Origin of the sequence: Herbidospora cretacea, from assembly GCF_001570605.1 — a bacterium.
GTDB classification, from domain to species: Bacteria; Actinomycetota; Actinomycetes; order Streptosporangiales; family Streptosporangiaceae; genus Herbidospora; species Herbidospora cretacea.
Genome location: NZ_BBXG01000002.1, coordinates 382,295 through 401,466 on the forward strand (window position 1 = coordinate 382,295; position 19,172 = coordinate 401,466).

The 19,172-nt window shown below is 71.0% G+C and carries 20 protein-coding genes; 11 read left to right on the top strand and 9 right to left on the bottom strand.

The window, feature by feature from the left end:
- Together AW270_RS04340 and AW270_RS04345 are read right to left on the bottom strand one after the other, a co-directional pair.
- The gene (locus AW270_RS04340) at window positions 1-1,029 is read right to left on the bottom strand and encodes an NAD-dependent epimerase/dehydratase family protein (protein ID WP_061290845.1); all 1,029 of its coding nucleotides are present in this window, start codon (window positions 1,027-1,029) and stop codon (window positions 1-3) included.
- Between the two features lie 33 nt (window positions 1,030-1,062).
- Complete coding sequence (locus AW270_RS04345; protein ID WP_061290847.1) at window positions 1,063-1,809, bottom strand: MBL fold metallo-hydrolase; 747 nt, start codon at window positions 1,807-1,809, stop codon at window positions 1,063-1,065.
- Window positions 1,810-1,889: 80 nt separating this feature from the next.
- Between AW270_RS04345 and AW270_RS04350 the strand changes: the two genes are divergently transcribed.
- From AW270_RS04350 to AW270_RS04385, 8 genes are all read left to right on the top strand, one after another.
- Complete coding sequence (locus AW270_RS04350; protein WP_061290849.1) at window positions 1,890-2,276, top strand: YciI family protein; 387 nt, start codon at window positions 1,890-1,892, stop codon at window positions 2,274-2,276.
- Window positions 2,273-3,463 (top strand): RNA polymerase sigma factor, encoded by a 1,191-nt coding sequence (locus tag AW270_RS04355; protein ID WP_061290851.1) that lies wholly within the window; start codon window positions 2,273-2,275, stop codon window positions 3,461-3,463. Before AW270_RS04350 ends, AW270_RS04355 begins: the two co-directional genes overlap by 4 nt.
- Before the next feature lie 56 nt (window positions 3,464-3,519).
- Window positions 3,520-4,122, top strand: a complete 603-nt coding sequence (locus AW270_RS04360) for a DUF998 domain-containing protein (RefSeq protein WP_061290853.1) — start codon at window positions 3,520-3,522, stop codon at window positions 4,120-4,122.
- 19 nt (window positions 4,123-4,141) lie between these two features.
- Window positions 4,142-4,963, top strand: coding sequence for an alpha/beta fold hydrolase (locus AW270_RS04365; RefSeq protein WP_061290855.1), 822 nt, complete (start codon window positions 4,142-4,144; stop codon window positions 4,961-4,963).
- Entirely contained in the window at window positions 4,956-5,510 is a 555-nt protein-coding gene (locus AW270_RS04370; protein WP_061290857.1) for a TetR/AcrR family transcriptional regulator, read from the top strand. Before AW270_RS04365 ends, AW270_RS04370 begins: the two co-directional genes overlap by 8 nt.
- Before the next feature lie 12 nt (window positions 5,511-5,522).
- Window positions 5,523-6,245 carry a dienelactone hydrolase family protein gene (locus AW270_RS04375; protein WP_061290859.1) on the top strand — a complete coding sequence of 241 codons (723 nt, stop codon included), beginning with the start codon at window positions 5,523-5,525 and terminating at the stop codon, window positions 6,243-6,245.
- An 84-nt stretch (window positions 6,246-6,329) separates the two neighbouring features.
- On the top strand, window positions 6,330-6,860 hold the full coding sequence (locus AW270_RS04380) for an EF-hand domain-containing protein (RefSeq protein ID WP_061290860.1): 531 nt from the start codon (window positions 6,330-6,332) through the stop codon (window positions 6,858-6,860).
- 18 nt (window positions 6,861-6,878) lie between these two features.
- On the top strand, window positions 6,879-7,523 hold the full coding sequence (locus AW270_RS04385; RefSeq protein WP_061290862.1) for a pentapeptide repeat-containing protein: 645 nt from the start codon (window positions 6,879-6,881) through the stop codon (window positions 7,521-7,523).
- Here AW270_RS04385 and AW270_RS04390 read toward each other — a convergent pair.
- Genes AW270_RS04390 through AW270_RS04400 form a run of 3 tightly spaced genes read right to left on the bottom strand, consistent with a single transcriptional unit; the run spans window position 7,467 to window position 9,976 of the window.
- Complete coding sequence (locus tag AW270_RS04390; protein ID WP_061290864.1) at window positions 7,467-8,330, bottom strand: PrsW family intramembrane metalloprotease; 864 nt, start codon at window positions 8,328-8,330, stop codon at window positions 7,467-7,469. The two genes, AW270_RS04385 and AW270_RS04390, sit on opposite strands and share 57 nt — an antisense overlap.
- Window positions 8,327-8,884, bottom strand: a complete 558-nt coding sequence (locus tag AW270_RS04395; protein ID WP_157521689.1) for a hypothetical protein — start codon at window positions 8,882-8,884, stop codon at window positions 8,327-8,329. The genes AW270_RS04390 and AW270_RS04395 overlap by 4 nt, the downstream gene beginning before the upstream one ends.
- A 51-nt stretch (window positions 8,885-8,935) precedes the next feature.
- Window positions 8,936-9,976, bottom strand: coding sequence for an acetate/propionate family kinase (locus tag AW270_RS04400; protein WP_061290868.1), 1,041 nt, complete (start codon window positions 9,974-9,976; stop codon window positions 8,936-8,938).
- Between the two features lie 39 nt (window positions 9,977-10,015).
- Here AW270_RS04400 and AW270_RS04405 point away from each other — a divergent pair, with 39 nt between their 5' ends.
- Window positions 10,016-12,313, top strand: coding sequence for a phosphoketolase family protein (locus tag AW270_RS04405; RefSeq protein ID WP_061290870.1), 2,298 nt, complete (start codon window positions 10,016-10,018; stop codon window positions 12,311-12,313).
- On the opposite strand, the gene AW270_RS04410 is transcribed toward AW270_RS04405, so the two are convergent.
- Entirely contained in the window at window positions 12,259-13,674 is a 1,416-nt protein-coding gene (locus AW270_RS04410; protein ID WP_245674562.1) for an MFS transporter, read from the bottom strand. The two genes, AW270_RS04405 and AW270_RS04410, sit on opposite strands and share 55 nt — an antisense overlap.
- A 63-nt stretch (window positions 13,675-13,737) precedes the next feature.
- On the opposite strand from AW270_RS04410, the gene AW270_RS04415 reads away from it, so the two are divergent.
- Complete coding sequence (locus AW270_RS04415) at window positions 13,738-14,166, top strand: winged helix-turn-helix transcriptional regulator (RefSeq protein ID WP_061290874.1); 429 nt, start codon at window positions 13,738-13,740, stop codon at window positions 14,164-14,166.
- On the opposite strand, the gene AW270_RS04420 is transcribed toward AW270_RS04415, so the two are convergent.
- Window positions 14,144-15,307 (bottom strand): AbeC-like domain-containing protein, encoded by a 1,164-nt coding sequence (locus AW270_RS04420; protein WP_157521690.1) that lies wholly within the window; start codon window positions 15,305-15,307, stop codon window positions 14,144-14,146. The genes AW270_RS04415 and AW270_RS04420 overlap by 23 nt on opposite strands.
- Window positions 15,308-15,408: 101 nt before the next feature.
- Between AW270_RS04420 and AW270_RS04425 the strand changes: the two genes are divergently transcribed.
- The gene (locus tag AW270_RS04425) at window positions 15,409-16,377 is read left to right on the top strand and encodes a zinc-dependent alcohol dehydrogenase family protein (protein WP_369408973.1); all 969 of its coding nucleotides are present in this window, start codon (window positions 15,409-15,411) and stop codon (window positions 16,375-16,377) included.
- Here the strand turns inward: AW270_RS04425 and AW270_RS38470 are convergent.
- Window positions 16,319-17,719, bottom strand: a complete 1,401-nt coding sequence (locus AW270_RS38470; RefSeq protein WP_061290881.1) for a hypothetical protein — start codon at window positions 17,717-17,719, stop codon at window positions 16,319-16,321. The genes AW270_RS04425 and AW270_RS38470 overlap by 59 nt on opposite strands.
- Entirely contained in the window at window positions 17,716-19,080 is a 1,365-nt protein-coding gene (locus AW270_RS04435) for a hypothetical protein (protein ID WP_157521691.1), read from the bottom strand. Before AW270_RS04435 ends, AW270_RS38470 begins: the two co-directional genes overlap by 4 nt.
- Window positions 19,081-19,172 lie beyond the last annotated feature (92 nt).

The window sequence follows — 19,172 nt, forward strand, 5'->3', positions numbered from 1 at the left end:
TCAGGGCCGCTGGCCGATGCCCGTCGTCACCTCGCGGGCGCGGCCCTTCAGGCCCTCCTCCGGTCTGAGGGGCGCGGTGTCCGTTCCCGCCCCCTCACGGAGGCCGGCCACGAACGCGAGGATCGCCTCCTGGGCGTCGTACCGGGGCTTCCAGCCCAGTTCCTCGCGGGCCCGGGAGGTGTCCATGACCGGGATGGTGAGGGCGATCTCCAGCATCCCCGGCGTCATCGGGATCAGCCGGAGCCGGTAGGCGGCGGCCATGAAGGCCCGTGCCAGCGGGGCCGGCACCGGCACCAGCCGTGCTTCGAGCAGGTCGGCCACCATGCGCATGTCGAGCACCGGCTCGGCGGCGATGTTGAAGGCGCCCTTCACCGGGCGGGTGGCCGCCAGGTGGTAGGCCTGGGCGGCGTCCTCGGTGTGCAGGATCTGGAGGTGCAGGCCGTCGATGTCCGGCACGATCGGGATCCGGCCAGGCTGCGGCGCGAACGGGCCGACGAACAGCCGTCGCTGCTGCGTGGAGGCCTCGCGCTTGAAGATGAACCCGGGCCGCATCCGCACCACCCGGATGCCGGGGTGGTCGCGCTCGAAGACGTCCAGCACCCGCTCCAGGTAGGCCTTCTCGCGGCCGTAGGGCGCGCCGGGCCAGCCGTCGGTGGGCCAGTTCTCGTCCACGAGGGCGCCGGGTGAGTAGGCGCCGACGGACGAGGCGTAGACCAGCGCGGGGACCTTCGCCTCGGCGACCGCGTCGAAGACCCGGATCCCGCCCAGGACGTTGTTGCGCCAGGTGCGGACGGGGTTGCGCATCGGGTGGAACAGCCAGCCGAGGTGGATGACGACGTCGGCGCCGGAGAAGATCTCCACCAGGTCGTCGGTGGAGATGTCCGCCGCGCGGTAGGTGGTCTTCTCACCCCGCGATCCGGGCAGCCGCCGGGCCACCCCCACGATCGAGGTGATCTTGGGATCCGATTCCAGCGCCTTGACGACGCTGGTTCCGACGTTGCCGGTCGCCCCTACCACGATTACTCGCATATCGGGCGAATGCCCCAGATGTATGCCGCGAAACTAGACCTCCACCGTCAGCGGCTCGCCCATGGGGAACCAGGTGACCGGCACCCGCGCCTGGACGATCCCCTCCCGGCCGTCCTTGAAGTGCGACCAGCCCTCCCAGTGCACCGCGAACACGTTGGCCGGATCCATGTCGCCGAGCAGGGTCGCCGCGTCGCGCCCGGTCATCGTGTAGCGCAGCGGCCCGGTGATCGGGAACCGCACGCCGCCGAGATGGAGGACGACCGTGCCGGGCTTCAGTCTGCGGGCGGTCTCGCGCACGGGGGCGTACAGGACCGTGTCACCGGTGATCCACAACGGGCCGTGCGTCTGGCCCGGCCATTCGAGGGCGAAGCCGATGACGTCGCCGACGATGGGGTGGCTCAGCGGCGGCCCGTGGCGGCAGGGGGTGGCGGTGATCGTGACGCCGTTCAGGGTGGTCGACCGGCCGGGAGTGAGCCCGGTCCCGCCGATCCGGGTCGCCCCCGAGGCGGTGGTGACGACGAGCGGGACGTCCTTCAGGAAGGCGCGTCCGGCGGCGTCGAGGTTGTCGTCGTGGTGGTCGTGGGTGAGCAGGACCGCGTCGACCGGGCCGATCTCCTCGGGAGAGAGCGCGGGGCCGGCGACCTTGGTCGACGAGGTGCCCCAGCCGAAGTTGTAGGTCCGGCCGGGCGCGTCGAAGGTCGGATCGGTGAGCAACCGGAGACCCTCGAACTCGATGAGTAACGTCGGGCCGCCGACATGGGTGAATGTGACCTCCGTCATGCCCCGTATTTTGTCGTCAGGACGTGTCCGGCGGCAGCCCCCGGCTCCGACGTATCCGGTGAGCGAAGGGAGAACAGATCATGAAATACATGATCATGCTGTACGGCTCACAGCGTGACTTCGACGCCATGGCGACCGGCGGCCCCGAGGTGGCCGAGATGCACGCGTTCATGGAGAAGTGGAACAACGACCTGATCGAGTCGGGCGAGTTCGTCGACGCCAAGGGCCTGTCCGCGCCGGTCCACGCGCGGCGCATCTCGCTGAAGGGCGGGGTTCCTGTCGTCACCGACGGCCCCTATCCGGAGACCCAGGAGGTCCTGGTCGGCTACACGATCGTCGAGACGGCGAGCTTCGACCGGGCCACCGAGATCGCCGCGCGGCTCGCCGACACCCCCGGCCCGGAGGGCGAAGGGCAGTACGTCGACGTGCGGCCGATCATGGAACACTTCGACGACATGGTCGAGTGAGCTCGCCGCGAGACGTGGAGGACCTGCTGCGCGACCACGCGCCGCAGGTCCTCGCCGCCCTGGTGCGCCGGTACGGCCACTTCGACACCGCCGAGGACGCCGTCCAGGAGGCGCTGCTGGCCGCCTCCACGCGGTGGCCCGCCGACGGACTGCCGGACGACCCGAAGGCGTGGCTGATCACGGTCGCGTCCCGGCGGCTGACCGACCTGCTGCGCAGCCAGCAGGCCCGCCGCGAACGCGAGGAGGCGGTGGCCCGCTGGACCCCCGTCCCGGCCGACCCGCCCGCCGCCGGCGACGACACCCTGGTCCTGCTGTTCATGTGCTGCCACCCCTCGCTGTCCCCGGCGTCCCAGATCGCGTTGACGCTGCGCGCGGTCGGCGGCCTGACCACGGCGGAGATCGCCCGCGCCTTCCTGGTGCCCGAGGCGACCATGACCCGCCGCATCACCCGCGCGAAGCAGACCGTCAAGGGCCAGAGTTTCGGCCTCCCCCGCGACCGGGCCGAACGCCTGGGCGCGGTCCTGCACGTCCTCTACCTGATCTTCAACGAGGGCTACGCGACCACCTCGGGCCCCGACCTGCAACGGGTCGAACTGGCCGGGGAGGCGATCCGGCTGGCCCGCATGCTCCGCCGCACCCTCCCGGGCGACGGCGAGGTGGCCGGCCTGCTGTCCCTGATGCTCCTCACCGACGCCCGCCGCCACGCCCGCACCGGGCCGGGCGGGGTCCTGATTCCCATGGACGAACAGGACCGCGCGAAGTGGGACCGCGACCAGATCGCCGAGGGCGTGGCGCTGCTGGAGGAGGCGCTGCCCCGCGGCGACACCGGCCCCTACCAGCTCCAGGCCGCCATCGCCGCCCTCCACGACGAGGCCCCCACGGCGGGGGACACCGACTGGCCCCAGATCCGCGCCCTGTACGACCTGCTCCTCCGGATCGCCCCGACCCCGGTCGTGGCGCTGAACCGGGTGGTGGCGGTGGCCATGAGCGAGGGCGCCGAGGCCGGTCTGGCGGCGCTGGCCTCGATCGAGCCGGTCGACCACCGGGTGACGGGCGTGCGGGCGCACCTGCTGGAGATGGCCGGCGATCTCGCGGCGGCGCGGGCGGCCTACCTGGAAGCGGCGGAGGCCTCGACGAGCCTGCCGCGACAGCGCTACCTCCAGAGCCGGGCCGCCCGCCTGACCTGATGTCCGGTCAGGGGCGGCGGCTCCGACGTCTCCTCCCACTCATCCAAGGAGGAGACATGTCCACCAGAGGACTCCTGATCTGCGGGATCGCCGCCGGGCCGCTGTTCGTCGCGGTCTGCCTGATCCAGGCTGTCACCCGCGAGGGCTACGACCTCGGCAGGCACCCGATCAGCCTGCTCAGCCTGGGCCCGGCGGGCTGGGTCCAGATCGCCAACTTCGTGGTCACCGGCGCGCTCTTCGTCGCCTGCGCGGCCGGCCTGCGCCGGACTTCGGGTGGGACGTGGGGCCCGATCCTGGTCGGCCTGCTCGGCGTCGGCCTGATCATCGGCGGCGTCTTCCCGACCGACGCGGGCGCGGGGTTCCCGCCCGGGGCCCCCGAGGGCGCGCCCGAGATGAGCTGGCACGGCCTGGTCCACACCCTCGGCCCGGTCGTCGCCTTCGGCGCGCTGACCATCGCGTGCCTGGTCCACCTGCGCCGGTTCGCCCGGGAACGGAACCGGCTCGCCGCCGCGACCTGCGCGGGGGCGGCCGTCGCGATCGTGGCGCTGAACGCGTGGCCCGACCCGGCGGGGCTGAGCGTCCGGCTGCTGGCCGCGTCGGCGGTGGCGTTCGCGTTCGTCGGGTGGCTGTCGGTCCGGGCACTTGACTCGGCTGGCTAATGACATTAGCTTTAAAGCTATGAACATTAGCTATGTGGAGCACGACGGCGGCCGGATCGCGTACGAGATCGAGGGCGAGGGCCCCCTGGTGGTGCTGGCCCACGGGATGGGCGACAGCCGCAGGGCCTTCCGGTTCCTGGCGCCGGAGCTGGTCGCGGCCGGATACCGGGTCGCCTCGGTCGACCTGCGCGGACACGGCGACTCGTCGACCGGGTGGGCCTCCTACTCGCGTACGGACACGGCGGGGGACCTGCTCGCGGTCGTCCGCGCGCTCGGCGGCCCGGCCGTGATCGTGGGGCACTCGTTCGCCGGTGGGGCGGCCACCATCGCGGCGGTCGACGCGCCCGACCTGGTCAGGGCGGTCGTGCTGGTCGGGCCGTTCACCCGGGCGCAGAAGGTCGACTTCGGGGCGCTGCTGCGCGACGGCCACCACCGGCGCGGGATGATGCTGCTCATGGGCACCGCCGCCTTCCGCAGCGTGCGCCTGTGGAAGAAGTACCTCGCCCACGCCTACCCGGGCGTGAAGCCCGCCGACTGGCAGGCCTACCTGACTGCGCTGGAGCCGACCCTGCACATGGACGTCGTCGCGAAGATGGGCATGAGCGCGCCCCTGGACGCCGACAAGAAGCTGCCGCTGCTCAAGGCGCCGGCCCTCGTCGTCATGGGCGACCGCGACCCCGACTGGACCGACCCGAGGGCCGAGGCCGACGGCATCGTCGCCACGATCCCCAGTGGGAGCGTCGCCATGATCCCCGGCGCGGGCCACTACCCCCACGCGCAGTTCCCCGGCCTGGTCGCCGACGCCGTGCTGCCGTTCCTCGCGGAGCACACGCGTGGCTAGGGCGGGCCTGACGCCCGAGATCGTCGTCGACCTCGCCCTGGCGATCGTCGACGAGCACGGCCCGGCCGCCGTGACCCTGTCGGCGGTCGCGGCCAGGGCGGGCGTCGCCACGCCCTCGCTCTACAAGCACGTCCGCAACCTGGCCGAGCTCGCCGAGCTGGTGTCGATCAGGGTGATGGGCGAGCTCGCCGACCGGGGCTACGCCGCGGTCGCGGGCCGGTCGGGCGAAGACGCGCTGCGCGCCTTCGCCGACGCCTGGCGCGGCTACGCCCACGAGCACCCCGGCCGGTACGCCGCCATGATCCAGACCGCCTCGCCGAACCTGTCGAAGGCCGGCCAGAGACTCGTCGACATCGCCCTGGCCACGCTGCGCTCCTACGGCCTGGAAGGCGAGCAGGCCATCCACGCCACCCGCGCGCTGCGGGCCGCCATCCACGGTTTCGTCACCCTGGAGGCCGCCGGGGGTTTCGGCCTGCCCTACGGCATCGACGACAGCTTCCACCAGCTGATCGGGATGGTCATCGGCGGCCTGCCGAAACCCGTGTGACAAGATCGCCCCATGTGTCACAGCACCGACAGCAGGCCGCCTGCGCCGCCGGTGGCCGGGGCGGTCGCCTCTCATGAGCAGACCACGCTGACCAGCGAAGACGGCACCCGCGTCCTGGCCTACCGGGCCGAACCGGCCGAGCTCAACGGGCGCTCGATGATCATCCTGCCGGACATCCGCGGGCTCCACCCCTACTACCGGGACCTGGCCGTCCGCTTCGCCGAAGCCGGTTTTCACACCATCGCCATCGACTATTTCGGCCGTACGGCCGAGACCGACGACCGCGGCGAGGACTTCGACTGGCAGCCCCACGTCGCCCAGGTGACGCCTGAGCAGGTCGACATGGACGTCGCCGCCGCCCGCGCGCAGCTGCCCGCGCCCGTCTTCACCACCGGCTTCTGCTTCGGCGGCTCCCACTCGTGGCGGCTGGGCGCCCACGGCAGCGGCCTGGCCGGCGCGATCGGCTTCTACGGCGCGATCCGCCGCGTCGGCGAGGTGCCGGCGACGCCGGGGGCTCCCATCCTGCTGCTGCGCGGCGGCGCCGACACGGCCTCGACCGAAGAGGAGTTCGACGGTTTCACCGCCGCCCTCGACGCGGCGGGCACACCCAACACGTCTGTCATTTATGACGGCGCCCCTCACTCGTTCTTCGACCGCTCGTTCGCCGAATGGGCCGAGGCCTGCGCCGATTCCTGGCGCCAGATCATGGACTTCACCGCGAATCACTCGCAGTAAGAGAACTGTCACTGAGGGTGTCATCGTGGCCGCTCGCCCGGGTTGGTGACCATCAAGGTCCCCCACCCGTGAAGGGAGTGGCCGATGGCTACCAAGTTTCAGTACCGCAAGATCACAGGTGTCTTCCGCGCGATGGACGTCGACGGCGACGGTTTTCTGACCGAGGCCGACTTCGAGGCGCTGGCGAGCCGGTGGGCGGCCATCCAGGGACAGCCGAAGGGACGCATCCACTCGATCATGATGGGCTGGTGGGGCACCCTCCTCACCGCCGACCGCGACGGCGACGGCCGGGTGACCCTCGACGACGTGATGCTGATCGTCGACCGCCTCGACCAGATGCCCCACGCCATGGCGACCACGGCCCTGTCGATGTTCGACGCGGTCGACGTGAACGGCGACGGCCTGATCTCCGCACGGGAGTACAACCAGCTGGTCGTGGGGTGGGCCGGCGTGCCGATCGACACCGACGACGTCTTCGACGAGATCGACGGCGACGGCGACGGCTACCTGTCCCGGACCGAGTTCGGGGAACTGTGGGCGGAGTTCTGGTCGGGCGACAACCCACGGGCGTCGGGCTCGCTGGTCTTCGGACGGCTCGACGTGGTGGCCCGCTGAGGTTGCGAGAATGGCGCGATGCCGCGCGAACTCCGTGATCTGCCCTATGCCGACTACCTCGAACCCCTCACCGGCGAGCTCGGGCGGGAGGGCGACTACGACGGCGTCCACCTCCGCGACGTGACGTTCGACGGGGTCGACACCGTCGGGGCCCGGTTCATGGAGACGGTGTTCCAGCAGGTCACCCTCAACGACAGCCGCATGGACCGGAGCCGTTACAACGACGTCTGGTTCCACACCGTGCGGTGGATCGGGGTGAACCTGGCCGAGACCGACTGGTTCGACGCCGAGATCATCTCCTCGGCCATGTCGGGGGTGCCGATGTTCGGCTCCCGGGTCCACCAGGTCACCTTCCACAACTGCAAGCTCGACTCGGTCAACCTGCGGTCGGCGACGCTCAGGAACGTCACTTTCGAAGACTGCCTGCTCCGCGAGGTCGACTTCGCCGGCGCCACGCTCAAGGAGGTCCGTTTCCCGGGGTCGGAGCTGGAGGACGTCAGGTTCGACAAGGCCCAGCTCACCAAGGTCGACTTCCGGGAGGCGCGCAGCATGGGGATCGCCGACGGCCTCGAATCGCTCAAGGGCGCCACGATCTCGACGCGGCAGCTACTCGACCTGGCCCCACGAATGGCTCACGCGCTGGGGATCTCGGTACGCGACTGACCGCCGGTCGAGGTGCCGGGCCGCGATGAACACCACGATCGCGATGACCAGCAGCGGGACTCCCTTGCCGAAGGTCGAGTCGGGGAGCAGCGGCGAGTCCCACCAGGCGTGCATCAGCATCGCCACCACCCAGGCCGTCACCGCAACCGTCACCCGGGTGCCCAGCGGGCGGTCGGTGCGGGCGATCGCGTAGCCCAGCCCGGCCCCGGCCACCGCCGTCATGGCCCAGTGGCTCCACCAGGCCGAGTAGACCAGCCGGGCGAACAGGGAGGCGATGGTGTCCTCGCCCTGCTGGATGCCGCCGGTCGCGATGATGGTGTTGAAGACGTACAGGAAATCTTCCATGATCTGGAAACCCAGGCCGACGATCGCGCCGTAGCCGAAACCGGCCAGCGCGCCCGTCATGACCCACGGGGCGATCAGCGCGATCAGGGCGACCCCGGCGAGTTTCGCCGTCTCCTCGTCGAGGGGGGCCGCGATGGCGTCGGCCCAGCGGTCGGCGAAGAGCGGGCCGGTCGTCTTGGTGAGGATCGCGCTGAACGCCGTGTTGGCCAGGAACGCCACTCCGAAGGCGGCCAGGCCGCCCCAGGCCAGCGCCATCCACGAATAGCCCGTCGGCGCGGCGCGCACCGGGCGGATCCGGGTGAACAGCCAGAACGCGAGCAGCAGGACCGGCACCAGCACGCCCAGGGCGATCAGGGTCCCGGCGAGGAACACCCGGGCCTGCGGGACCAGCGTCGTCCACACGGTCAGGACGCCGAGCACGACGCCGAGCAGCCAGACCCAGAAGGCGGGGCGGCGGGTCACTGCTTCACCCCGGCGAACTGGATGGACGAGATCATCTGGCTGATGTCGTCGGTGTGCGAGGCGATGGCGCCCGGGGCCCCCGCGACCAGCACGCTGGCCCCCTGGTCGGGAGCGGCGAAGACGGCCTGGGTGCCGATGTGGTCGTCCATGGTGATCATTCCGGCCAGGCCGGGCACGCCCTGCTCGGTGGTGATCGGGGTGGGCTCCTCGGTCACCACGGGGACGCCCTGCGCCTTGAAGATCAGGTGCTGGCCGGTCCAGAGCTGCTGCGGGGTGGCCGCCCGCACGTCGATGACGCCGAGTTGGACCGTCGCGCCACCGCTGACCAGGGTCACCGCCTCCGACAGCGACGACGCGCCCTCGTCGAGCGACCACCCGCCGGGGACCAGCATCGAGACCGGACGGCGGCCGCCGTCGAACTCCTGGCCGACCTGGACGACCGTGCCGGCCTTGAGCGGCACGACGTCGTCGACGAGTCCGGCGTTGGCCAGCGGCAGGCCGATGGCCAGGAAGCCGAGTATCAGCAGGATCGCGATCGATCCGGGCCAGCCCATGCGCGCCATGAGTCCCCTCACCAATTGGGGGGATTCCCGACTCATAACCGCCTACGTCAGAACAAAACCTGCCTCCCGGGCGAGCTGGAGCTCCTCCCGCGTCTCGACGACCAGGACCGGCACGCCGTCCGTGCTGATCACGCCGTCGTCGGCACGGTTCCCGCCCGCCGGCGCCCGCACCCCCAGCAGGCCCAGGCGGCGGCAGACCCCCTCGCGCACCTCCGGCTGGTCCCAGCCGATCTCGCCGGTGAAGACGAGGGCGTCGAGGCGGTCGAGGGAGGTCGCGGCGGCGGCGATCTCCCGGGCCACCCGGTGGCAGTAGACGTCGAGGGTGAAGGTGTCACCGGCCTTGACCAGGTCGCGGGTGTCGCCGGAGAGCCCGTTCGAGAGGCCGAGCAGGCCGGAGTGCCGCTCCAGCCCGTCGCGCAGGTCGGACAGGGAGAGGCGGCCGTCGAGGAGCCACAGCAGCATGCCGGGATCGACGCTGCCCGACCGCTTGCTCATCGGGACGCCCTCCAGAGGGGTGAACCCCATCGAGGTGTCCATCGACCGGCCGTCCCGGACGGCGCAGACCGACGCGCCGCCGCCCAGGTGGCACAGGACCATATGGGAGGCGTCGATCAGTTCACCGGTCCGGCGCAGGGCGTGGGCGTAGGAGAGGCCGTGGAAGCCGTAGCGCCGCAGGCCGAACCGGTCCCGCCAGTCGAGGGGAATCGGGTAGGTCGCGGCGACCTCGGGCATCCCGGCGTGGAACGCGGTGTCGGGGCACAGGACCTGGGGGACGTCCGGCAGCGCCTCCAGCGACGCCCTGACCAGCTTCAGCGCGGGCGGCAGGTGCAGCGGGGCCAGGTCGGAGATCTCCGACAACCGGTCGACCAGCTCGATCGAGGCCCGCACCGGCTCCCGGACGATCGGGCCGCCGTGCACCAGCCGGTGGGCCACCGCGTCGGGCCTCTCGTCGAGGAACTCCAGCAGGGCGTCCGCCGACGTGGGCGCCTGTTCCACGTGGTGGGTGGCGAGGACCTCCTCCCCGCGGACCAGGTTGAGGCGCAGACTCGATGACCCGGCGTTGACCGTCAGAACCTTCACCATCCGGAGACTTCCCCACAAACGGGGGTAGAGACCTCGAATATGGACGCTTTGCAGCAGGTCTCCGCCTACTGGCGCGCCGCCAACTATCTTTCGGCAGGGCAGATCTATCTGCTGGACAACCCGCTGCTGACCGAGCCGCTGCGCCCGGAGCACATCAAGCCGCGCCTGCTCGGCCACTGGGGCACGACCCCGGGCCTCAACTTCCTCTTCGCCCACCTCAACCGGATCATCACCGAGCGCGACCAGGACATGATCTACGTCTGCGGTCCCGGGCACGGCGGCCCGGCCGCGGTGGCGCACGCGTGGCTGGAGGGCACCTACAGCGAGATCTACCCCGAGGTCTCCCAGGACGCCCGGGGCATGCGGCGCCTGTTCCGCCAGTTCTCCTTCCCCGGCGGCATCCCCAGCCACGTCGCCCCGGAGACCCCCGGCTCCATCCACGAGGGCGGTGAACTGGGCTACTCGCTCGCCCACGCCTACGGGGCCGCGTTCGACAACCCCGACCTGGTCGTGGCCTGCGTGATCGGCGACGGCGAGGCCGAGACCGGGCCGCTCGCCGGGAGCTGGCACTCGAACAAGTTCCGCAATCCCCGCAAGGACGGCGTCGTCCTGCCGATCCTCCACCTCAACGGCTACAAGATCGCCAATCCGTCGTTCCTGGCCCGCATCCCGCCGGCCGAGCTGAACCGGCTGATGGAGGGGTACGGCTACCGCCCCTACGTCGTCGAGGGCGACGACCCCGACGAGGTCCACCCGCTGATGGCGAGCACCCTGGACGCCGTCTTCAACGAGATCGCGACCCGCCCCGAACACCTCCCGATGATCATCCTGCGCACCCCGAAGGGGTGGACCGGGCCGAAGGAGGTCGACGGGAAGCCCGTCGAGGGGACGTGGCGGGCCCATCAGGTGCCGCTCTCGGGGGTGCGCGCCAACGCCGAGCATCTGGAGCAGCTCCAGGAGTGGATGCTGTCGTACAAGCCCGAAGAGCTCTTCGACGACCAGGGCAGGCCCTATCCCGAGGTGGTCGGGCTGGTCCCGAAGGGGCCGCGGCGGATGAGCGCCAACCCCCACGCCAACGGCGGGGAACTGCTGCGGCCGCTCGTGCTGCCGGACTTCCGGGACTACGCCGTGCCGATCGGCAAGCCCGGCACGGAGTCGACCGAGCCGACCCGGATCCTCGGCGAGTTCCTGCGCGACGTCATCGCCGCCAACCCCCACACGTTCCGCCTGATGGGCCCCGACGAGACGGCGTCGAACCGGCTCCAGGCGGTCTACGAGGCGTCCGGCAAGGCGTGGCAGGCGGGGGTGCTCCCGGTCGACGAGAACCTCCAGCCCGACGGGCGGGTCATGGAGGTGCTCTCGGAGCACCTGTGCCAGGGCTGGCTGGAGGGCTACCTGCTGACCGGCCGGCACGGGCTGTTCAACTGCTACGAGGCCTTCATCCACATCGTCGACGCCATGTTCAACCAGCACGCCAAGTGGCTCGACACCGCGCGGGAGATCCCGTGGCGGCGGCCGGTGGCCTCGCTCAACTACCTGCTGTCGTCCCACGTCTGGCGGCAGGACCACAACGGGTTCACCCACCAGGACCCGGGCTTCCTCGACGTCGTGCTGAACAAGAAGGCCTCCGTCGTGCGGGTCTACCTGCCGCCGGACGCCAACACGCTGCTCTCGGTCGCCGACCACTGCCTCCGCTCGCGTGACTACGTCAACGTGATCGTCGCCGGGAAGCAGCCGGTCCTCGACCTGTTCGACCGGGACGAGGCGGTCGTCCACTGCACGCGCGGTCTCGGCATCATCGACTGGGCCTCCAGCGACGCCGGGCACGAACCCGACGTGGTGCTGGCCTGCGCGGGCGACGTGCCGACGCTGGAGACGCTCGCCGCCGCCTCGATCCTCCGCGAGAGACTGCCCGACCTGCGGGTACGCGTCATCAACGTCGTCGACCTGATGCGCCTGCAACCGCCGGGGGAGCACCCCCACGGTCTGTCGGACCAGGAGTTCGACGCCCTCTTCACCACCGACAGGCCGGTCATCTTCAACTTCCACGGCTATCCATGGCTGATCCACCGGCTGACCTACAAGAGGACCGGCCACGACAACTTCCACGTGCGCGGCTACCGCGAGGAGGGCACCACCACGACGCCGTTCGACATGGCCATGCTCAACGGCATCGACCGGTTCCACCTGGTCAGAGACGTGATCGACCGGGTGGAGGATCTCGGCGTCCGGTACGCCGGGCTGCGCCAGGAGATGACCGACGCCCGCCTGCGGGCGCGTGCCTACACCCGGGAGACCGGTGAGGACGTCCCCGAGATCCGCGACTGGGTCTGGTAGCCCACCAGGGCGGCGGCCAGCACCGCTCCGGCGACCGGGATCAGCAGCGCGGCCTGGAGCGACCCGGTGGCGTAGACGGCGGTGGCGGCCGAGACGCCCAGCGCCATGCCGAACTGGACGCACGTGTAGAGCAGCCCTCCGGCCAGCCCGTGCTCCCGTTCGGCCACGCCGTCGGTGGCCGCGATCGTGTAGGGCCCGTAGGCCAGCGCGAACGCCACCCCGACCAGCAGCAGCGCGGGCAGCATCACCAGGGCGGCCCGGTCGATCCCGGTCGGCAGGAACAGCAGATAGGCGGCCGCGCCGACGACCGCCCCGGCGAGGATCACCCGGACGGTGCCGTACTTCCTGATCAGCCAGGGCGTCACGGTCGGCCCGAGGATCGCGTCGACGCCCATGGTGGCCATGATCAGCCCGGTCTCCAGCGTCGACCAGCCGCGCTCCTCCTGGAGGTGCAGCGTGACGAGGAACTGGAAGGCCGAGAACGACGCCATGAACAGGGTCGCCGAGACGTTCGTGCGCGAGACCGTCTTCAGCAGCCCGAGCCGGACCAGCGGGTAGGACGCCCGGCGCTCGATGGCCACGAACCCCGCCACCAGGGCGAACCCGGCGGCGAAGATCGGCACCGCCCAAAGGTCGGGGTCCTCCAGCCGGACCACCCCGTAGATCAGCAGCAGCATCGCGGCGGTCACGGTGACCGCCCCGGCCAGGTCGAAGCGGCCCCGGGTGCGTTCGCCGTTGTCGCGGATGAGCGGGATCGCCGCCGCGAGCAGCAGTGCCGCGAAGATCACCGGCGCGAAGAACACCCACCGCCAGCCGAACGAGGTCAGCACGCCCCCGGCGACCATGCCGAGCGAGTATCCGGCCCCGCCGACCGCGCCGTAGATGATCAGGGCCCGGTTGCGCATCGTGCCCTCGGCGAAGTTCGCCGTGATCAGCGACAGCCCGGCCGGGGCGATGAACGCCGCCGCCAGCCCGGTGACGAACCGGGCGAGCAGCAGCATCCACCCCTCGGTGGCCAGCCCGGCCGGGGCGATGAACGCCGCCGCCAGCCCGGTGACGAACCGGGCGAGCAGCAGCATCCACCCCTCGGTGGCCAGCCCGCCCAGCCCGCTGAACAGCACGAAGATCGCCAGCCAGGTCAGGAACATCCGCCGCCGGCCCAGCATGTCGGCCGCCCGCCCGCCGAGCAGGATGAACCCCCCGAACCCGAGCACGTAGGCCGAGACCACCCCGCTCAGCATCGCCGTCGACAGCCCCAGGTCGGCGCGGATGGCGGGCAGGGCGACGTTCAGCAGGGCGACGTCGACGCCCTCCATGAAGATCGTCCCGCATAAGACGAAAAGCACACCCCAGGTGCGCATGTGCAGCCCCCTGTCATGGTTACCCCTTGTAAGCGACTCCATCTTGGGTAACCATCGAGGGCTATGGAAGACGGGACTTTACCGACACCGGGGGACTGCGGGGATACCGGCGCTGACTACGACGTATTCCAGTGGGACAGCAGGGAGGACTGCGAGGTCCGGCAGATCCTCGACCGGATCGCCGACAAGTGGTCGCTGCTGGTGATCGCGCTCCTCGACAACAAGAAGATGCGCTTCACCGAGCTGAAGCGCGAGATCGACGGCATCAGCCAGCGCATGCTCGCCCGCACGCTGCGCCATCTCGAACGCGACGGCCTGGTCAACCGGACCGTGTTCCCGGTCGTCCCGCCCCGGGTCGACTACGAGCTGACCCCGCTCGGCGAGAGCCTCCACGAGACGATCAAGGCCCTGGTGACCTGGACCGAGGCCCACCAGCAGGAGATCGCGAAGGCACGGGAGAGATACGACCTCAGTGGATCTTCTCAGGGATGATCCGGGACAGCCGCGGGCGCTGCTGCAGACGCTCCCTCAGCAGGGTGACCTGCCGCTGCACGTCGAGTTCCTGCAGGCAGGTGAGGGGTCCTGACCCCAGTTCCCGTACGGAGACACGGGCCCCGTAGTCGTAGGTGACCCCCGGCTTCCTGGGTCTCGTCGTGGCGAGGCGGCAGAGCCGGGGGACCGCGAGGAGGACGTCCACGGCGAGATCGGCGCGGCGGACCGACAGCACCCCTTTGGCGATCTTCACCAGGCCTTCCGGCAGCAGGTCGGCCAGCCGGTAGACGTCGGCCACCGGCGGCAGCACGGTCACCACGACCTCGCCGTAACGGCCCTCGGCGCGCAGGAACGCGGTGACGGTGATCTCGTCGTCCTGGAGCACCACCCGGCGGTAGCCGCGCGGCCCCTCGGCGACGGTGATGGCCGGACGGGCGTGGTCGAGCAGCGGGGACGCGGGTTCGAGCACCCCTGACGCCACGAAGACGTCGTCGCCTTCGGGCAGCTCCAGACCGGGCGAGGGCCAGGTCTCGTGGACGTGGCCCGCCCCGATGAACGGCCGCTTCGACAGCGTGAGGTTGCCGTGCTGCGCCCGGCTCAGGTAGTCGAGCCGGGGACTGTCGATCGGGGGCGTCCCGGCGCCGGCCCGCAGGCGCCGGGCCAGGATCGTCCCGGCCCTGACCCGGAAACCGACCACGACGATCAACGTGACCGCGATCGCCGACATCCCGAGCGGTATCGCGCCCAGCTCGACGGGCTGCCCGCTGATCAGCGCCTCCAGCCACGGCACCTTGGTCATCACCAGCACCCCGACGACCATCACGACCACCGGCCCGCCCCGGCGGGAGTGCTGGAACCAGACGAACCCGCCCAGCACGACGAGCCAGCTCACCATCCGCCAGAAGTCGACGACCAGCCCCGCCGCGATCACGAGGGAGACCAGCAGATCCCGGTACGCCATCAGCCGCCGCGCCCGCAGGCAGTGCTGGACCACCGGGACCACGTCGAAGTCGCCCGCCGAGGGGGCCACACCCCGGTAGGGGTCGCGGACCAGTTCCCCGAGCACCGCCTCGCGGAACCGGGTGTCGAGATATCCGGCCGCGCAGAGATAGCGCGTCGTGTTCGACATAGTTGTGGCCACATCATGATGGTAAGGACGCGCTATTTGGTTACCTGTCAGCAAATGCGGCTATTGGCGAGCTTTTATCAATTCCTGGCGGGACGACGCCTATCGTCGGAATCATGGATATGAACGCCTGGGTGGTGGCCCGGCCGGGGACGCTGGAGCTCACCCGACTGCCGGTTCCCATGCCAGGGCCGGGCGAGGTGCTCGTGAAGGTCGAGGTGTGCGGCGTGTGCCGTACCGACCTGCATCTTCTCGCCGGTGAGCTGGAGCCCCACCGGCCCAGGACCGTGCCCGGCCACCAGGCGGTCGGCCGGATCGCCGAGACCGGCGAACGGGTCGGCGTGGCCTGGCTCCGGTCGACGGACGGCACCTGCCAGTACTGCCGGAGGGGCAATGAGAACCTCTGCCCGAATTCGACGTACACCGGCTGGGACGCCGACGGCGGTTACGCCGAATTCATGGTGGCGCCCAGCGATTATGTCTATCCACTGCCCGACGACTATCCGGCGGAGAAACTCGCGCCGCTGCTGTGCGCCGGAATCATCGGCTACCGCTCGCTGCTCCGGGCCGAGGTCCCGCCCGGCGGACGGCTCGGCATCTACGGCTTCGGCGCGTCGGCCCACCTGACCGCCCAGATCGCGATCAAGCGGGGCGCGACCGTCCACGTGCTGACCCGGTCGGAGGAGGCCCGCAAGCTCGCCCTCTCCCTGGGCGCGGCGAGCGCGGGAGGCGCCTACGACCGGCCGCCCGAGAAACTCGACTCCGCGATCCTGTTCGCCCCGGTCGGCGACCTGGTGCCGACCGCCCTGGAAGCCCTCGACCGGGGCGGCACGCTGGCCGTGGCCGGCATCCACCTGACCGACATCCCGGTCCTCAACTACGACACGCACCTGTTCGAGGAGCGCGGCCTCCGGTCGGTGACGGCCAACACCCGCGCCGACGGCCACGCCTTCCTGGAACTCGTCGCCGAACACCCGCTGACGGTCGAGACCACGCCCTACCCCTTCGACCAGGCCGACCGCGCCCTCACGGATCTGGCGAAGGATCGGGTGAACGGGGCGGCGGTTCTCCATATCGCCACGTGACCCAGGCCCCGCCCGCCGCCGCGACCGAGCTGAGCACCACGGCCAGGACGGTGGCCTGCGCGTACGTGGGCACGTAGCCCGCGCGCCAGGCCACGAACGGCAGCATGATCAGCGACCACACGAGCCCGCCGACGGCCCACCCGACGGGCCAGATCCATCGCGGAGGGGCCGCCCGGCCGGCCGAGACCGTCATCACCACGACCGCGGCCGGGATGCCGAGGACGAGCAGCATCGGGAAGTCGAGGTTGACGATGCCGTAGCTCCGGTGGTCCCGCTCCATCAGCACTCCCCAGCAGCCCAGCCAGCCCGCCAGCGAGGCCCAGGCGAAACTGGTCCGGCGCACCCCCACGGTCAGGGCCAGCAGCGCGGCGGCGATGGCGACCAGCAGGGCGTTCTTCGGGAGAACGCCGTCGTAGTCGGCCGTGACGTCCAACGGCAGGGCGTTCTCCTCGCGGAAGCCGTTCTCGCCGAGGCCCACCCGACGCCAGACTCCCGAGGTGTCTCTGACGGCGATGCCGTCGCCGCCGTTCGCGACCACCACGACCCCGTTGACCGCCGCGACGCCCAATGACTCGGTCGCCTCGCGGTCCTCCCGGTACTGCGGCGGGTTGGCGCGCGCCAGCCGGTCCTGCGCCTCGACGGAGACCTCCCAGGCGGTGGTCCAAGCGCCTCCGGTCGACTCCTCGACCGCCAGCCTGCCGGGCACGATCCGGTAGCAGCGATCGCCGTCGCAGTCCGAGGGCGACGGCACGGCCGCCGGGGCGGGGGACAGCACGACGGACCAGGTCCGGCCGTCCGTGGAGACGTAGACGGGTTCGTCCGTGTCCCAGTAGCCCCAGCCGCCGCGGGTGTGGACGACGATCGTCCCGTTCCGTTCCGCCACGTTGTAGGCGCTGTAGGCGTACCAGGTCTGCTCCGCTGAGGTGGCGGTCACCGCCAGCACGGCGGGCGGGATCAGCAGGACGACCACGGTCCGGCCCACCGGCACCGGGTTGCGGGCGGCCCACCAGGCGGCGCACAGGGCGGGAAGGGCGAGCAGGTCGGTGAGGTCGGCGAGGATCACCGACGGCCCCCACACCAGCGACCACGCCTCCGACGCCAGCCACGCCCCGGTCTCGGTGGCCTTGACCAGCGTGAACCCGACGCCGGTGACGGCGATGGAGACCTTCGCGTTCCGGAGCACCAGGTCGAGCAGGGCGGGCGCGACGATCAGCCCGGCGACGTCGCTGAGCTTCCCGGTGACCACCCCGGGCCAGGTGAACTTCAGCAGATGGTCGTTGACGACCAAGACCACCAGGGCCAGCACGGTCAACGGATGGGCGATCCACGAATGCCGGTTCATGCGCTTCTCCCCGCGCTTGCTTTGAACGAGGCGGCCATCCCGGCCAGGGTCACGAGCAGGAAGGCGGTGACCGCCAGGTCCTTCGCGTCGGAGTAGAGCCCGAGCAGGCCGCCGCCCCAGGCGGCGTAGGGGGCCCACGCCACCGCCCCGGCCAGCAGCCCCGCGAGCAGGCTCAGCACCGGCAAGGGCCAGGGCGGCCGGGCCCTGCTGTACCCGAAGCCCAGCAGCCCGGCCCCCGGGAACAGCAGGAAGAGCAGCGCCAGGAACGGCACGGCGAGAAGCGTCGACTCCGCGGTGAGATAGGACAGCCACAGGCCGCCGACCAGCATCGTCCCGCCGATCAGGATCAGGGGTTCGCGGGCGCCCGCGAACAGCACCAGCAGCGCGGCGGCCGCCGCCGCGAACCCGACGGGGGCCGCCACGTCGTAGCGGCCCGGCACGGTCATCGGCAGCGCCCTGGCCGGGTCGAAGCCGTCGGGCCCGAGACCGAGCCGGTGCCAGGTCCCCCGGACGTCCCGCAGGGCGATGCCGTCGGCGCCGTTCGCGACCACCACCAGCCGCTCGGTCACGGCCACGGACATCGACTCCACCGGCTCCTTCGGATCGATGTTGGTCCGGAAGGTGTTCCGCTCGGGATAGGCCCGGAACAGGCGGTCCCGGGTGGCGTCGGAGATCTCCCATGCGGTCGTCCACACCCCGGCCCGGGACTCCTCCACCCGCAGGTGACCCGGGACGATCCGGTAACACGTGGCTCCCCGGCAGGCGTGGGACTCGCCACTGACCCTCTCGTGCTGGATCCACTTGTCCCAGGTGAGCCCGTCACGGGTCCGGTAGACGATCCGGTCGTACCCGTGTCCGTATCCGCCGCTGGTGTGGACGACGATCTCGTCCCCGTCCGACTCGACGGCGTAGGCGGTGTAGGGCCAGTCCCACGGCGCGATGCTCGTCGCCGCCACCGCCAGCACGGTGGGCGGCACGAGCAGGAACACCACCGCCTTGCGCACCGGAACCTGGTGCCGGTAGGCCCACCACGCCACCCAGAGCGCGGGCAGCGCCAGCAGGTCGGCCGGATCGGCGAGCACCACCGACGGCCCCGCGAGGGACGTCAACGCCTCAGAGGCCAGCCACGCACCCGTCGAGGTCGCCTTGACCAGCGTGAACCCGACGCCGGTGACCGCGATCGAGACCACGGCGTTCCGGACCACCAGGTCGAGCAGCGCCGGCAGCAGCACGAGCCCGGCGACATCGCTCAGCTTTCCGGTCACCAACCCGGGCCACGCCTGTTTCAGCACGTGGTCGTTGACGACCAGCACCACCAGGGCCGCCACGGTCAGGGGATGGCCGATCCACGTATGCCGCACACCCCAAGAGAAAGCTCTGTGCGCGCCGATGCCGAGAGTCCGTGATCATCTTGGGATCGGATCGTGCGGCCCCCGACGCCACATCACCTGAA

Bases quoted from the DNA above. Each gene is read 5' to 3' on its own strand.
- AW270_RS04340 (WP_061290845.1), bottom strand. From the start codon at position 1,029: ATGCGAGTAATCGTGGTAGGGGCGACCGGCAACGTCGGAACCAGCGTC.
- AW270_RS04345 (WP_061290847.1), bottom strand. From the start codon at position 1,809: ATGACGGAGGTCACATTCACCCATGTCGGCGGCCCGACGTTACTCATC.
- AW270_RS04350 (WP_061290849.1), top strand. From the start codon at position 1,890: ATGAAATACATGATCATGCTGTACGGCTCACAGCGTGACTTCGACGCC.
- AW270_RS04360 (WP_061290853.1), top strand. From the start codon at position 3,520: ATGTCCACCAGAGGACTCCTGATCTGCGGGATCGCCGCCGGGCCGCTG.
- AW270_RS04365 (WP_061290855.1), top strand. From the start codon at position 4,142: ATGAACATTAGCTATGTGGAGCACGACGGCGGCCGGATCGCGTACGAG.
- AW270_RS04375 (WP_061290859.1), top strand. From the start codon at position 5,523: ATGTGTCACAGCACCGACAGCAGGCCGCCTGCGCCGCCGGTGGCCGGG.
- AW270_RS04380 (WP_061290860.1), top strand. From the start codon at position 6,330: ATGGCTACCAAGTTTCAGTACCGCAAGATCACAGGTGTCTTCCGCGCG.
- AW270_RS04385 (WP_061290862.1), top strand. From the start codon at position 6,879: ATGCCGCGCGAACTCCGTGATCTGCCCTATGCCGACTACCTCGAACCC.
- AW270_RS04395 (WP_157521689.1), bottom strand. From the start codon at position 8,884: ATGGGCTGGCCCGGATCGATCGCGATCCTGCTGATACTCGGCTTCCTG.
- AW270_RS04400 (WP_061290868.1), bottom strand. From the start codon at position 9,976: ATGGTGAAGGTTCTGACGGTCAACGCCGGGTCATCGAGTCTGCGCCTC.
- AW270_RS04405 (WP_061290870.1), top strand. From the start codon at position 10,016: ATGGACGCTTTGCAGCAGGTCTCCGCCTACTGGCGCGCCGCCAACTAT.
- AW270_RS04410 (WP_245674562.1), bottom strand. From the start codon at position 13,674: ATGCGCACCTGGGGTGTGCTTTTCGTCTTATGCGGGACGATCTTCATG.
- AW270_RS04415 (WP_061290874.1), top strand. From the start codon at position 13,738: ATGGAAGACGGGACTTTACCGACACCGGGGGACTGCGGGGATACCGGC.
- AW270_RS04425 (WP_369408973.1), top strand. From the start codon at position 15,409: ATGGATATGAACGCCTGGGTGGTGGCCCGGCCGGGGACGCTGGAGCTC.
- AW270_RS38470 (WP_061290881.1), bottom strand. From the start codon at position 17,719: ATGAACCGGCATTCGTGGATCGCCCATCCGTTGACCGTGCTGGCCCTG.